Annotated in this window: 12 protein-coding genes; 2 read left to right on the top strand and 10 right to left on the bottom strand. The window is 43.7% G+C overall.

The annotated features are described in order from the left end of the window. Positions 1–12 precede the first annotated feature (12 nt). The 5 genes from MUB35_RS14040 to MUB35_RS14020 all read right to left on the bottom strand — a co-directional run bounded on the left by MUB35_RS14040 (position 13) and on the right by MUB35_RS14020 (position 4,842). Positions 13–900 carry an ROK family protein gene (locus tag MUB35_RS14040; RefSeq protein WP_033141646.1) on the bottom strand — a complete coding sequence of 296 codons (888 nt, stop codon included), beginning with the start codon at positions 898–900 and terminating at the stop codon, positions 13–15. A gap of 150 nt (positions 901–1,050) precedes the next feature. Continuing rightward, complete coding sequence (locus tag MUB35_RS14035) at positions 1,051–1,503, bottom strand: YhcH/YjgK/YiaL family protein (RefSeq protein WP_054351541.1); 453 nt, start codon at positions 1,501–1,503, stop codon at positions 1,051–1,053. Positions 1,504–1,597: 94 nt separating this feature from the next. Beyond that, the gene (locus tag MUB35_RS14030) at positions 1,598–3,121 is read right to left on the bottom strand and encodes a sodium:solute symporter (protein WP_033141644.1); all 1,524 of its coding nucleotides are present in this window, start codon (positions 3,119–3,121) and stop codon (positions 1,598–1,600) included. A 61-nt stretch (positions 3,122–3,182) separates the two neighbouring features. Further along, positions 3,183–4,112, bottom strand: a complete 930-nt coding sequence (locus tag MUB35_RS14025; RefSeq protein WP_033141643.1) for a dihydrodipicolinate synthase family protein — start codon at positions 4,110–4,112, stop codon at positions 3,183–3,185. A gap of 31 nt (positions 4,113–4,143) precedes the next feature. Continuing rightward, the gene (locus MUB35_RS14020) at positions 4,144–4,842 is read right to left on the bottom strand and encodes an N-acetylmannosamine-6-phosphate 2-epimerase (protein WP_033141642.1); all 699 of its coding nucleotides are present in this window, start codon (positions 4,840–4,842) and stop codon (positions 4,144–4,146) included. A 351-nt stretch (positions 4,843–5,193) separates the two neighbouring features. Here MUB35_RS14020 and nagA point away from each other — a divergent pair, with 351 nt between their 5' ends. Next, positions 5,194–6,297 (top strand): N-acetylglucosamine-6-phosphate deacetylase, encoded by a 1,104-nt coding sequence (nagA, locus tag MUB35_RS14015; protein WP_033141641.1) that lies wholly within the window; start codon positions 5,194–5,196, stop codon positions 6,295–6,297. A 131-nt stretch (positions 6,298–6,428) separates the two neighbouring features. Here the strand turns inward: nagA and MUB35_RS14010 are convergent, their stop codons facing one another. From MUB35_RS14010 to MUB35_RS13990, 5 genes are all read right to left on the bottom strand, one after another. Then, positions 6,429–7,193: an SDR family oxidoreductase gene (locus MUB35_RS14010; RefSeq protein WP_033141640.1), complete on the bottom strand. Its 765-nt coding sequence runs from the start codon at positions 7,191–7,193 to the stop codon at positions 6,429–6,431. Positions 7,194–7,225: 32 nt separating this feature from the next. Next, positions 7,226–9,391, bottom strand: coding sequence for a glycoside hydrolase family 3 C-terminal domain-containing protein (locus MUB35_RS14005; RefSeq protein ID WP_186971101.1), 2,166 nt, complete (start codon positions 9,389–9,391; stop codon positions 7,226–7,228). A 14-nt stretch (positions 9,392–9,405) separates the two neighbouring features. Next, a complete protein-coding gene (locus MUB35_RS14000) occupies positions 9,406–10,227 on the bottom strand; it encodes a carbohydrate ABC transporter permease (protein WP_033141639.1) in 822 nt (273 codons plus the stop codon). Positions 10,228–10,248: 21 nt separating this feature from the next. After that, complete coding sequence (locus MUB35_RS13995; RefSeq protein WP_054351540.1) at positions 10,249–11,136, bottom strand: carbohydrate ABC transporter permease; 888 nt, start codon at positions 11,134–11,136, stop codon at positions 10,249–10,251. Positions 11,137–11,203: 67 nt separating this feature from the next. Next, the gene (locus tag MUB35_RS13990) at positions 11,204–12,550 is read right to left on the bottom strand and encodes an ABC transporter substrate-binding protein (RefSeq protein WP_052099502.1); all 1,347 of its coding nucleotides are present in this window, start codon (positions 12,548–12,550) and stop codon (positions 11,204–11,206) included. Positions 12,551–12,859: 309 nt separating this feature from the next. On the opposite strand from MUB35_RS13990, the gene MUB35_RS13985 reads away from it, so the two are divergent. Beyond that, positions 12,860–14,416, top strand: a complete 1,557-nt coding sequence (locus MUB35_RS13985; RefSeq protein WP_054351537.1) for a response regulator transcription factor — start codon at positions 12,860–12,862, stop codon at positions 14,414–14,416.

The following is a 14,416-nucleotide window of genomic DNA, read 5'->3' as shown; positions in this document are numbered from 1 at the left end:
AGGCTGACCTGTCTAAGAATGTCTTCCGCGGAAATGATAAAATGCCCCGAGCATTCCGGCCTGATTTTTATTTTCCGCAAATGCCAGTCTGGTATGAGACGCCACTGACGGTATCAAATACTTATCCAGGCTGTTTCTTATCCTGTCATACAGATATTCCTTCTGGGCCATGATTCCACCACCCAGAACCACAACCTCAGGGTTGATAACATAACAGATATTTGCAATACCCATCCCCAGTACATCCACCATCTCATCAATGGCACGGATACAGTCTGCATCCCCCTGTTTCGCATGTTCAAACACATACCTGCCGTCAATGCTGTCAGGGTTCAGATTCTTGTATTCCGCCGTCTTTTTCACCAGGATGCTGCTTGCGCCCATATCCTGGAACTCACCTCCGGGAAGGTGCATATATCCAATCTCACATCCGCTGCCGGAAAATCCGTGGAATACCTGGTCATCCATCACAATCGCACCGCCGATCCCTGTTCCGATGGTAAGGCACAGGCTGATCTTACTGCCCCTGGAAGCGCCTGCAAAATTTTCCGCAAGCCCGGCGCAGTTCACATCATTTTCCACTTCACAGGGGAGATGGAACTTTTCTTCCAGTGTCTTTTTGATCTCTGTTCCCGTATATTCCGGAATCAGCGGGGCGGAATGTGTAATTCTGCCCTCTTCGCAGTCCACCATGCCGGCTGTGGAGATACAGATTCCTGCAGGACTGTAATCCACCAGATAATCTTCAATAATCTTCACTGCCTTTTTCATAATTCCCGGTCCGCCATACTGCATAGCCTCTGTCGGCATCTCGCCAGTCACAAGAAATGCCGCATCTTCCTGTATTATACCATACTTTATAGAAGTACCGCCAATATCTATACAAATATATTGCTTCATATGCATGCTCCTTATCATTATTCTCTCAGCCGCATTCCCTGCGGCACAAAAACGTGACAAAAGGGAACTGTAATGTCACATACCCGCGGCCTTTACAGTTCCCTATATTGTACCATGAGTTCTGCCCCACAGTCTTTAAAGAATCATGGATTATTTGATTTTTATCTTAAATATAGCTTTCTTAATGACAACCGGACCGTCAACGGCAACTGCTGTCCTGTGAGCATCTTTCGGATAGCAGAGAAGAAAATCACCTTCTGTCAGGACCACATGGCTGTTCGGTTCACCTTCCAGCGGAAGAAAATCATCTTTCTCCACAAATTCTTTCTGCTCCATATTGTCAATAAAATTTACATCGATCTGTTCCGGACCCCTCAGCATAAAATGCAGATCCAGATACTGTCTGTGCGCCTCCCAGAAACGATTTTGGGGCGTTGTTGTCTCATACTCCACAATATTCACAAACAAATCATCCCCGTCAATTTCGTGGCTGCCCTTCTCATATGCCATCAGGTCATGCTCCTGCGCATATTTGAAGCATTTCAGCACTTCCTCTTCCAGCCAGGAATAATCCTTTAAATCCCTGATATTACCAAATACCATATTACTGCCTCCTTATGATCACCGCAGAATGTAACTGTTCAGCGGAGTAAATATGAAACCCCGCTGAATCGTTACCGCAGAACAAACGTTACGATCAGTTTTTGTAAATCGTCGTATACTGTGCAGGTACGGAAGTATCTCCTTTTACCTTTCTGGAAATAATACTTGCCGGCAGACCCACAACCAGGGATACTACGATAGAGATAATGGAGTAGGACCAGATAGAAATTGTTACTTCAGGAGCTACTACCGGAATCACATATTTAATACCAACCATAACTGCGGATGCAGCGATAAATGCGCACACTGCACCGGTTGTATTTGCAACTTTTGTAAATGCGCCCAGAATGAATGTACCGATCAGGATACCAAGTACCAGACCCATGAATCCGTTAAACCATTCGTAAGCGGATTTTACACCGCCGTTAGCCAGAACCATGGCAACTACGATAGAGAAAATACCTACCAGAAGGGATACATACTGTCCGATCTTGGTCTGTTTCTCAAAGCTCAGCTCTTTTTTGGAGAGACGTGCCTGGATATCCAGAGTCCAGCTTGATGCCACGGAGTTCAGTCCGGTGGACAATGTGGACTGCGCTGCTGCATAGATAGCTGCCAGAAGCAGACCGGTAATACCAACAGGAAGCTCAAATGCGATCCAGGATGCGAAGATCTGGTCCTGCTGTGCTGCCGGAGGAAGCTGGTTGCCCTGTACCTGATAGAATACATATAAACCGGTACCGATCAGGTAGAATACAGTTGCAATGAAGATAGACAGACCACCGTTTGTCAGCATCATCTTGTTCAGTTTCTTTGTATCTGTAGTTGTTGTAAAACGCTGTACAATATCCTGGCTGGATACATAGGAGCCCATGGTATTGAATCCGGCACCTACGATCATCAGGAACACACTGTCTTTTAAAATGTTTGCATTGAAGATCGGCTGGTCAACTGCCAGGAACTTATGTCCTGCTGACATTTCATGGAAGATAGCTCCGATACCGCCGTCCAGATGGGCGATCAGGAAGATCAAACCAAAGGTTACACCAACCAGAAGTACGGACCCCTGGATAAAGTCTGTCCAGAGTACGGATTTCAGACCGCCTGTGTAGGAGTAAATAATTGCTATGATACCCATGATGATGATCAGGATATTTACGTTGATTCCCATGAGGCTGGATAATACCATACATGGCAGATACATGATGATGGACATACGGCCAACCTGATAAATGATGAACATGACCGCGCCCAGGACACGCAGCCCTTTGCTGTTAAAGCGCAGCTCCAGATAATGATAAGCCGTATCAATATCCAGCTTGCTGTAAATAGGCAGGAAAAATTTGATCGTAAGCGGAATTGCCAGCAGCATACCTAACTGTGCAAACCACATGATCCATGTTCCCGCATATGAGTTGCCTGCCAGTGACAGGAATGAAATAGGACTCAGCAGTGTTGCGAAAATAGATACGGATGTAACCCACCACGGTACAGTTCCGTCACTCTTAAAGTATTCTTTTCCCTTCATTTCCTTTTTAGCAAAATGAAGACCGGCAAATAAAACGGCTGCCAGGTAAACGATCAAAATAGCCAAATCAATATAAGTAAAACCTTGCATCTGTTACCTCCCTCTAATCTCTTCGTTCTGTATTTCTACTTTTCCCTTTAATATCGTATAGTTATGCCAGGTATCTTTCCTTCGCAGCTTTTACCATCTCAGCAGCCTCATGCGCGATCGCTTTGTCTGCTTCCTGAAGGTTTTCCAGCGGCTCACGGACACCACCGATATTCACGTTGTCGTTTGTGCGCAGGATTTCTTTTGCTACCGCATACATATTTGCACGGCTTGAGCACATTTTGTAGATGATCTCATTGATGGCATACTGTAATTCGCAGGCTTTCTTCTTTTCTCCTGCTTCTACCAGGTCATTCAGTTTCAGGAACAGCTCCGGCATAACACCATAGGTTCCGCCGATACCGCCGTCAGCGCCGATCGCACGTCCTGCTACGAACTGCTCATCCGGACCGTTGAATACAACGAAGTCATCTTTTGCAGCCAGACCTGCTGATTTGAACATCTGGATATCCTGTGTAGGCATGGAAGAGTTCTTTACAGCAATAACTCTCGGGTTCTTCATCATCTCAGCAAACAGGCTCATAGTCAGAGCTGTACCTGCAAGCTGCGGAATATTGTAGATAACAAAATCTGTGTTTGGTGCCGCTTCACTGATTGCATTCCAGTAAGCTGCAATGGAGTATTCCGGCAGACGGAAGTAGATAGGAGGAATGGACGCGATTGCATCTACGCCAACACTCTCTGAGTGTTTTGCAAGCTCCACACTGTCCTTTGTGTTATTACATGCCACATGGTTGATAACTGTCAGTTTTCCCTTTGCAACTGCCATTACGTTTTCAATGATAAGCTTTCTCTCCTCAACGCTCTGGTAGATACACTCTCCTGAAGAACCGTTGACATAGACACCCTTTACGCCTTTGTCAATAAAATGCTGTGTGAGGGCCTGTACACGCTCTCCGCTCACATTGCCTTCCTCATCATAACATGCATAAAATGCCGGGATAATTCCTCTGTACTTATCTAATTTACTCATTGCTGTGACTCCTTTCATCTTCCTCTTAAATTTACTTTTCCAGGGTTGCCATCACATCTGTAAAGGATTTTGTGATCAGTTGGGGACGTGTAATGATAGAACCTACTACCACGCTGTAACATCCCAGTTCAATCACACGTTTTGCCTTTTCCGGTGTGTTGATGTTGCCTTCTGCGATCACATGATGTTTTACTTTGCTCAAAATTGTGCGGATGATCTCAAAATCATTCTCCTCTATCCGGTCACCTTTGCTGTGCTCTGTGTAGCCAACCAGTGTCGTACCAATGAAGTCAAATCCAAGCTCGTCTGCGTGAAGCGCTTCCTCCACGGTGGAGCAGTCTGCCATCAGAAGCTGCTCAGGATACTTCTTTCTGATCTCCGCATAAAATTCATCCAAAGTAACATTTCCCGGCCTCAGATCTTTTGTGGCGTCAATGGCAATGATCTCCGGCTTTACCTCCATCAATTCATCAACTTCCTTCATGGTAGGTGTGATATAAACTTTGCTGTCATCATAGTCCCGTTTCACGATTCCGATAACAGGAAGATCCACATTCTTCTGGATTTCTGCTATATCCTCCTTTGTGTTTGCACGAATTCCCATGGCCCCGCCTTCTTTTGCTGCTCTGGCCATTCTTCCCATGATAAAAGAAGAATGCAGGGGTTCATGAGGGAGTGCCTGGCAGGATACGATCAAATGTCCCTTAAGCTTCTCTAAACGCTGATTCATAACTCTCTCCTTTCCGCATCTCGGCTTCTGAATTGCTGCCTTCGCTTTGATTTCAGTATAGCATTTATGAAATTTTTTTCAATATTTTTTACGATTCAGAAAAACCTTTCATATCAAATATCAACTTGCACAAATTTCAGCGGTATAAAACCCTCAATTTTTATTGATATTGACGTTTTATGAAAGTTCTTTCAGTTTAGCCTCCATACATTGAATTAACTTGTAATGGGAATTATAATAGAAGCATGGAAATTGGCTAACATCACATATTTTCCCAAAGAAATGCAAAAAAATACAAGGACAGGGAAGGTATCATGTGATAGAGTAAAAACAGAAAAGGAGTGAAACCAGATGATTATTAAAAATGGATTCGTATTTCAGGAAAACGGTACCTTTGAAAAAAAAGATCTGTATGTAGAGAACGGAAAAATCGTCTCTTCTATAGAAGAAGTGACAGATACTGCAGAGATTGACGCCCAGGGCATGAAAGTGCTTCCCGGCGCTGTAGATGTTCACAGCCACGGAGCATTCGGACACGATTTCTCAGATGCGGACGTGGAGGGACTTAAAACGATCCTGCGCTATGAGAGATCCCACGGTGTGACTTCCTACTGCCCCACCTCCATGACACTGCCCAAGGAGCAGCTCCTGGATATCTTCGCTACCGCTGTAAAAGCCGGAGATGACAAGGATCAGGCAAGGATCGTGGGAATCAACATGGAGGGACCGTTCATTGACCCGGATAAAAAAGGAGCACATGTGGAACGGCATATCCGCAAACCCGATATCGGATTTTTCCGTGAATGCAACGAAAAAAGCGGCCGTCTCATAAAACTTGTGACACTTGCACCGAATATGGAAGGCGCCGATGAATTTATAGAAGAACTGAAAGATGAAGTTAAAATATCCATCGGCCACACCATGGCCGGCTATGATACCGCACTGGCTGCAATGAAAAAAGGCGCGAACCACGTAACACATCTGTTCAACGCCATGCCGCCCTTCGCCCACCGCGACCCGGGTGTTGTAGGAGCTGCCGCAGACGCTGAGAACTGCATGGTAGAGCTGATCTGCGATGGTATTCATATCCATCCGAGTGTTGTGAGAAATACTTTCCGCATGTTTGGCAGCGAAAGAGTTATTCTTATCAGTGATTCCATGATGGCAACCGGTATGGATAACGGCACATACGAACTTGGCGGACAGGAAGTCACCATGAACAACAGGAAAGCAACACTGGCCAACGGAACCATTGCAGGCTCCGCCACCAACCTGTTCGACTGCATGAAGATTGCCATGGAATTCGGCATTCCCGAGGCAGACGCCATCTTCGCTGCCACAAGAAACCCGGCTAAGAGCATTGGGGTATATGACAGGGTTGGTTCCCTTACGCCCGGAAAAGAGGCGGATATTCTGCTGGTGGATGATGACTACAACTTGAAGAAAGTATTATAAAAACAGATATAAAGATTCAGTCGGTTGAATTAAATGTGCAGACCTGACTGAACAGTTACGAAAAGATTTCATAGAAAACTCCCGAAAAGCAAAATCTGCTTACCGGGAGTTTTTTATTAGCTTCTATATATTTATACACACGTATATGCACCATCCACAACCACATCACTGCCGGATGTATAACCGGAAGCATTACCGGCCAGGTATAAGACAGCCGGGACAAGCTCTTCAGGTTTTCCCATTCTGTGCATGGGAATCAGAGGCATCCAGGCATCCTTTAGTTCTTTTGGCGTGTCAACCGACATGGGGGTTGCTATATAACCGGGACTCAGGCTGTTGACCCTTATATGATGGTCTGCCCACTCCACCGCCAGGGAACGGGTCATATGGATCACCGCTGCCTTGGATGCATTATAGGAACACTGCCACTGAGGGATATTCACGATACTGCCTGACATAGAAGCCATATTTATAATGCTGCCGTGTATGTCATTTTCTATCATGATTTTTCCTGCTGCCCTTGCAACAATATATTCCCCTGTGAGATTTACATCCACAACCTGTCTGAATTCTTCTACAGTTGCCTCCAGGGTATCTTTGTGCAGACAGACCCCGGCATTATTGAAAACGATATCTACGGAACCGGACCGCTCCATAATCACCTGAAATGCCTGCTTTACACTTTCCTCCACAGTGACATCTGTTTTGATAAAATACCCGCAGCCTCCTGCGTCAGAAATCTTCTGAAGCGTCTCGTCCGCCTGACTTCTGGATAATATGACGACCTCTGCTCCTGCTCTGGCCAGCCCTTCTGCCACAACCTGGCCAATTCCCCGGCTTCCGCCTGTCACAACAGCTACTTTTCCCTTTAATCCGAATATTTCGTCCAAATACACCTTACAAACCTCCCTCTGAATGCAATATTTTTTTAATAAGGTATTTCCGTTTCCTGCCCGGTCATCTCAACCTTGCCTTCCCATATATTGTCATCTGTAAGTCTTCTGCTGACCTCATCCGGCTGACTTCCTCCAATATAAACATCAAATACCCCTGGCTCCAGCACACACGTTCCATTTTTCCGTATGACTGCCAGATCTCTGGCCCTGATGCAGATCGGAACACTCTTTTCCTCGCCGCTTTCCAGCATAACTCTTTTAAAGAATACTAACTGCCGCTTCGGTACTTCCACACTTGCCTCTTCATCATGTATATAGACCTGCACCACAGTTTCACCGGAACGCATACCTGTGTTTTTGACAACTGTTTCAAAATAAATATCCTGACCCACAGAAATCTTTTGCGGAATATCAACCGGTCTATATGAAAATTCTGTGTAACTCAGTCCATATCCAAATGGATACATAGGTTCCTTTTCCGAAAATCTGTATGTACGGCCCTTCATGTCATAACTTTCAAAAGGCGGCAGATCCTCTGCACTTTTTACTACGGTTACCGGCAGGCGGCCCGACGGATTATAATTTCCGAACAAAATATCCGCAACAGCGCTTCCGCCCTCCTCACCGGGATACCATACTTCCAGCACAGCATCTGCCAATGTCTCCTCTTTTGGTATACTGAGCGGACTTCCATTGCACAGAACAAGAATCACAGGTTTTCCCTCCCCTGCAACAGCCCTGACTAATTCAGCCTGTCTGCCCGGAAGTCCAAGATGCTCCCTGTCACACTGGACAGCACCTTCCTCCCCCTCTTCTCCTTCCAGTACAGGAGACAGCCCAAGACAAAGCACCGAAATATCACTTCTTCTTGCCGCAAGCACCGCTTCCGGAATCAAATCCGTCTCACACAGAGTCCTGTACTCTTTTTTGTAAAGATCACATCCCTCGGCATAAATAATATCAACCCCGCGTTTTTCAGCCTCCTCCTGCATTCCTCTTAACAATGTTGTATACTTAGATGGTGTACCTGAATAGTTTCCCAATAACACATCTCTGGAATCAGCATTCGGTCCAATGACTGCAATTGTTTTATATTTATTTTCCAACGGAAGTATCTTTTCTTTGTTTTTTAGAAGAACCGCAGATTTTTCCGCTGCCTCTTTGGCAAGCCTCCGAAACTCTGCACAGTCCACTACGTCATCACTGATTTTATTAAAAGGAACAGCCTCTGCAGAATCGAACATTCCCAGACGGATTCTCTCCTCCAACAGCCGCTGAACAGATATGTCAATATCTTCCTCTTTTACAAGCCCCTGATCAACAGCTTCTGTCAAAAATAAAAAGGTAGTTCCTCCGTTTTGGTCACACCCATGATTAAATGCCATAGCAGCCGATTCAACCGGTGTTGCAGTTATCTTATGGTGCAGATGAAAATCATCAATAGCAAAACTGTCTGACACTACATATCCCTTAAATCCCAGCTCATCCCTCAATATATCCTTCAGCAGATATGTACTGCCTGAGCATGGTGCCCCGTTTACCCTGTTATATGCGCCCATCACACATGCCACATCTGCCTCTCTGATACATCTTGCAAATGCATACAGATATGTTTCCCTGAACTGCTTCTCATCTATTTTTACATCTATTTTTACATCTATTTCATGTCTCAGTTCATCCGGCCCGCTGTGCACAACATAATGTTTTACATTTGCATCCGCCTTGCGGTACTTTTCATCCTCTCCCTGTATTCCCCGTATAAATGCGATTCCAAGTTCAGCCGTAAGGAATGGATCTTCCCCGTATGTCTCCTGTCCTCTTCCCCACCTTGGGTCCCTGAAAATATTAATATTAGGAGCATATTCCGTGATGCCTTTGTAAATAGAATTATCCCCAATACTCTGATATGCGTTATATTTTCCTCTTATCTCGTCTGAAATCGCTTCTGCCACCCTCTTCAGGAACTCTGCATCAAACATTGCCGCCAATCCAATGGCCTGAGGAAACACCGTTGCAGTGCCGCACCGGGCCACACCATGCAGACATTCATTCCACCAATGATACGCCGGAATACCCAGACGCTCAATAGCTGCGCTTTTATATACAAGCTGTGAAACCTTCTCTTCCAGGGTCATCTGCTTAATCGTCTCTGCTGCCCGCTCTTCTACAGGCAGATCCATATTAAATAAAGGATTCATTTTCTCCCTCCTTTTCATCCCTTCACGGCTCCTGAAGTCATTCCTTCTATCACCTGCTTATTAAAAATAGAAAATATTATGATACTCGGCAAAACTGTGATTGCCACAGCCGCAAACATGGCAACATAATTTGTGGAATACTGTCCCTTAAATGAATTCAGTCCAATCGGAAGTGTCATTTTACTCTGGTCATTGAGGAATACCAGGGCATAATTCAGTTCATTCCACATGGAAACAAATGTATAAATAGCAACCGTAGCGATGGACGGCTTTGCTATGGGAATCGTTATGCGCAGAAATAAGGTTCTCATGCTCGCCCCGTCTATGATTGCGGATTCTTCTATCTCCGTTGGAAAGCTCTTTAAAAATCCAGTCATGATAAAAATTGCTATGGGCATTCCGCTTGTTGTATAAGGAATGATCAAAGACAAATGTGAATTAATGATACCCGCCTTTGAAAACATTAAAAAAAGCGGAATCAAAGTAGAATGTATCGGTATCATCATCCCAACTAAAAAGACCATCATGGCAGTATTGGACAATTTCCATTTCAGCCTGGTAAGCGCAAATGCCGCTGTTGTACTCAGCAGCAGGCATAGAAAAAGAGCTGACACGCATACAATAATAGAATTCATAAAATACTGTCCGATATTCGCCTGTTTCCATGCATATATATAATTTTCAAAATTAATACTGCCCGGCAGTGCCCAGGGATTCTCAAACAGCTCACTGTTTGTCTTGAATGAATTATAGAACACCCAAATCAGCGGAAATATAAAAATAAGGGTAACTCCTGTCAGAACCACATATTTAAAAACATTTGACACCTTTCTCATACGTTCACCCTCTCTCCAACTCTATTCTATATTTTCCTCTGAACGCTTAAACACTCCATTCAGTATTACGGTTACCAGCACACACATTATCATCAGAACTACTGACATCGCACTTCCATATCCGAACTGCATCCCCTTAAAGGATCTTGTATACATATGAGATGCGATAACCTCTGAAGCATGATTTGGTCCCCCTCCGGTCATGACAAAAACAATATCGAATATTCTAAGAGACCCTGTAGCTACCAGAACCGTATCAATTTTAAGTATAGGTACGATTAATGGAAATGTAATTTTACAGAATGCCTGCCAGGATGTAGCCCCGTCAATTTCTGCTGACTCCAGCACAGAGGAAGAAATATTCTGCATGGCGCAGAGATAAATGATCATATGATAACCAATATACTGCCAGCTGGCAGCAATGATGACGCATACCAGTGCTGTTCCCGACTCTCCCAGCCAGACGTGTGTAAAAGAATCCAGCCCCACAAATCTGAGAATAGAATTGATAAGACCGAACTCAGGATGCAGTATAAAAATCCACAGAATGCCGATTGCCGCTGTAGAGATCATATTCGGAACAAAAAAAGCCACTTTAAAAAAGTTCCTCCCTCTTCTGATCTTTGTAAGCAGATACGCCAGTAAGATCGAACAGGGAACCTGTATCAGCAGACACAATACCGTAGCTGTCAATGTATGTATGACTGCGTCCTGGAATATTTTATCTGTTGTAAAAAGCTGTATATAGTTTTTAAATCCTATAAAGCCGTTTAAGCCTGCCACATCCCAGTCCGCAAAACTGAGAACTGCTGAACATAGCAGGGGAAATGTTGCGATCATAAGGTAGCAGAACAGAGCCGGCAGTATGAAGAGGCATATTGTCCCTTTATTTTTTCTGAGTTTTTCCATCAATCCCCCTCCTTTTTATCTAAGAGGCTGCCCTGCCGCTTTGACATGACAGCCTCCTGCACAGATTTTATTTCTCATAATTCTCGTCAAAGAACTGCTGGAAATTCTCAAACGCTTCCTGTGGATCATTACCAGCCATAATTCCCTGTACTGTGTTGTTGTATTCATTACCCACTACGGAACCAAGTGCCACATCATAGAATACAAACAATCCCGTCATATCAGAGTGCAGTTTCATAATCTGTGAGGCAATCGGGCCCACGTTGCTCAAATCCAGCTTCTCTGCATTGATGGTTGTAAGAGTACCTGCGTCTGCCATCTTCTGCATATATTTTGTCTGTGTATAAAATTTGATGAATTCAACTGCCGCATCCTTATTCTCACAGCGCTCACTTACAACCAGGCACCTGTCAGCCTGTCCAAGCCAGTTATTTTCATCTCCTTTTCCGCCTTCCACTGTAGGACATTTTGCAAGTACGACCTTGTCCTTTACTGCAGAATCATCCGCCTCAAAATTACTGATACAATAACTGGACCAGATAAAAGAAGCTGCCTTACCTGATTTAAACTGCTCCACTGCTTCCTCAGGGGTCATACCCGCATATCCATCCGGAACCAGCTTTTCGTCGGCCATTTCCTGTAATAGGGATGCTGCCTTTACAAAAGATTCGTCTGTCCATTTACCGCTGCCGTCCAGAACCTTATCAAAAGGCTCATTACCGCCTATTCTGTTTGCCAATATCTCACTGTGTGACGCGGAAGGCCAGGCTGTGCTGTTCCCAAAAGCCATTGGTATAATATCTTCACCTGAATCACGTATCGTCTTCAGCCCTTCTATAAATTCCTCATGCGTCTTAGGAATGGGCAGATTAAACTTATCGTAGATTTCCTTGTTATAGTAAGCCACCTGTGTGGACAATACTGTTGGGATGGCATATATTTCCCCATCATATGTGACATGTTCCATTACACTCTCCAGAAACTGGTTCTTCCATTCCGGGTCGCTGTCAAGTGCCTCCTGGAGTGAATATACTTTTCCTGCCTTTACATACGGTTCAAGATAGCCGGCTGACCATGACATGAACAGATCAGGTGCATTATTGGCAGCCATCAAAGTCGGAAGCTTTGTCTTTGTCTGCTCACTGGGCAAATATTCCGGTACAACTTTGATCTTACCTTCATGCTCCTTATTGAAATCATCAATGATATCATGGAGCACAACTTCTGTTGCTTCACCGGTTCCCCCATCCCATGCCATGATACTGAGCTCCACCGGTTTGCTTTCAGATTCCTTTGATTCCTTTGCTTCCGTTTTTTCGTTTCCCTCTTCACCTTTTTGATCATCTGATCCGCATGCCCCCAAAGAAAATGCCAAAACCGCAGACATCAGTATGGTAAACACCTTTTTCTTCATAATCTTCTCCTCCAAATCTTTTTCTTAACATTGGTACCATTTGTTAAATATATTATATAAAACAGGCATTGTTCTTTCTATTCATATTTCGAAGCAAAATGTTTGTATTTCTGTATATTTTGACATTATAATTTTATCCACCTCATAGTTTTACTTACATTTATATTATAATTACCTTTATTTACCGGTTTATTTTATGCTTTTTTACTATTTCAGGTGTTGTTTTTTGTCATTTTTAATCATATAATAGACATACATTGGATTTGTAATTATCTTCCAGACTTTACGCTTTAATGCAGAGGTGAACACATGATAAATATGCTTATTGTAGATGATGAATTATTAATGAGAAGAGGTCTTTCCTTCATCCCGTGGGAAAAAGCAGGTGTCTGTCTGATTGGTACAGCCTCCAGCGGTATGGAAGCATTAGAATTTATAAAAGAAAAAAAGGTACAGATACTTTTTACCGACATACAGATGCCGGATATCAACGGACTTGAATTGATCCGTGCTGCCAATCTGTTAGACCCCTCAATCCAGAGCGTACTTTTAACCGGTCATAATAATTTTAACTACGCAAAGGAAGCCATATCTCTTCATGTCTATGATTATATTTTAAAACCCTGTGACCCTGATGAGGTCCTGGAGATAATAGGCAGACTGGCTCAAAAAATTGAGGAAGAAAATCAGTATAAACAAATCAATGCAGATACTATTTCTGAAATTCAAAAACAGACACTTCAGAATACCCTTCTGCATATCTATACAAATCAAAATATCACCGGCAGTGAACTCCAGATACTGAAATCTTCCGGATTTTTCAACAATGGTATATATCTGGCTGCTCAGGGAGTATATAATTCCACCGATGCCGGGAAAATTGAATTGTTTTTTAAGAATCAGGATAACTCCTGTTTTTCTTTTGTTTATTTTTATCCTGCAAATAATAAAATCATTATCTTAATAAAAAGCAGTGAGCCCGAAGCCGCTGCAGAAGAACATGCTGCATCCTGGCTTCGTTCCCTGCAGGAAAAGCTTTTACAGGAATACGGCTGTACTATTTATATTGGTATGGGTAAAACGGCGTCATCCTTTCAGGATTTAACAGATATCTACAGGACTGCCACAGAATCCGCTGATTTATTCTTTTCGCATTCTGAGACAGAATTTATCTCTTATAACTCTGTCTGCGGCATATTAAATCAGGAAAGCAGTGAAAATATCTGTCATAAAATCCTATCCCAGCTGGAACAGCGTAATTACACCCTTATACAGGAATCCCTGGACGAACTGTCAGACTTCTATAAAGCTACATGGAACACTGCTGCCAGAATCCGTCTTACTATGATCGACCTCTGTCTTCTCGCTTCCAGCTTAGTTGCCCAAAAGAAAAATGAAGCATTTTCAGGTCTGACAGCAGAACAGCTTTTATCCATTAATCAGGCCGGTTCCCTGTCCGCTCTCATTAGCGGGACACTGAAGATACTCACCCACTGTATTGATGACCTGAACGGCACATCAGATACAGCATACCACCATATTGTAAAAGACTGTTTATCCTTTATAGAGACACACTACGCAGAAGATATCAATATAACAAAAGCTGCACTGGAAATCCATGTAAATGCTGACTATCTGGCACGTATATTAAAAAAGGAGTACGGCCTTCCCTTCAGCCAGATCTTAACAAATATCCGTCTGGAAAAAGCCTGTACTCTTTTATGTGATATGGACTTGTCTATCAGTGAAGTGTCCTGTCAGACAGGGTTCCGTGATTTCAGATACTTTGGGCAGGTATTTAAAAACCGTTATAAAATGACGCCAAGAGAATATAGGAAAACAGTGAAGAAAAAACCTGCAGATTAA

It is taken from the genome of Blautia sp. NSJ-175 (genome assembly GCF_022867815.1).
Lineage (GTDB): Bacteria > Bacillota > Clostridia > Lachnospirales > Lachnospiraceae > Blautia > Blautia celeris.
Note: the sequence above shows the minus strand (reverse complement) of the source record. Positions and strands in the feature narration are given on the sequence as shown.

What these genes read in the sequence shown, in the direction of transcription:
- MUB35_RS14025 (WP_033141643.1), bottom strand. Translation starts at nt 4,112, where the DNA reads ATGAGTAAATTAGATAAGTACAGAGGAATTATCCCGGCATTTTATGCA.
- MUB35_RS13995 (WP_054351540.1), bottom strand. Translation starts at nt 11,136, where the DNA reads ATGGAAAAACTCAGAAAAAATAAAGGGACAATATGCCTCTTCATACTG.
- MUB35_RS14000 (WP_033141639.1), bottom strand. Translation starts at nt 10,227, where the DNA reads ATGAGAAAGGTGTCAAATGTTTTTAAATATGTGGTTCTGACAGGAGTT.
- MUB35_RS13985 (WP_054351537.1), top strand. Translation starts at nt 12,860, where the DNA reads ATGATAAATATGCTTATTGTAGATGATGAATTATTAATGAGAAGAGGT.
- MUB35_RS14035 (WP_054351541.1), bottom strand. Translation starts at nt 1,503, where the DNA reads ATGGTATTTGGTAATATCAGGGATTTAAAGGATTATTCCTGGCTGGAA.
- MUB35_RS14005 (WP_186971101.1), bottom strand. Translation starts at nt 9,391, where the DNA reads ATGAATCCTTTATTTAATATGGATCTGCCTGTAGAAGAGCGGGCAGCA.
- MUB35_RS14040 (WP_033141646.1), bottom strand. Translation starts at nt 900, where the DNA reads ATGAAGCAATATATTTGTATAGATATTGGCGGTACTTCTATAAAGTAT.
- nagA (WP_033141641.1), top strand. Translation starts at nt 5,194, where the DNA reads ATGATTATTAAAAATGGATTCGTATTTCAGGAAAACGGTACCTTTGAA.
- MUB35_RS14030 (WP_033141644.1), bottom strand. Translation starts at nt 3,121, where the DNA reads ATGCAAGGTTTTACTTATATTGATTTGGCTATTTTGATCGTTTACCTG.
- MUB35_RS13990 (WP_052099502.1), bottom strand. Translation starts at nt 12,550, where the DNA reads ATGAAGAAAAAGGTGTTTACCATACTGATGTCTGCGGTTTTGGCATTT.
- MUB35_RS14020 (WP_033141642.1), bottom strand. Translation starts at nt 4,842, where the DNA reads ATGAATCAGCGTTTAGAGAAGCTTAAGGGACATTTGATCGTATCCTGC.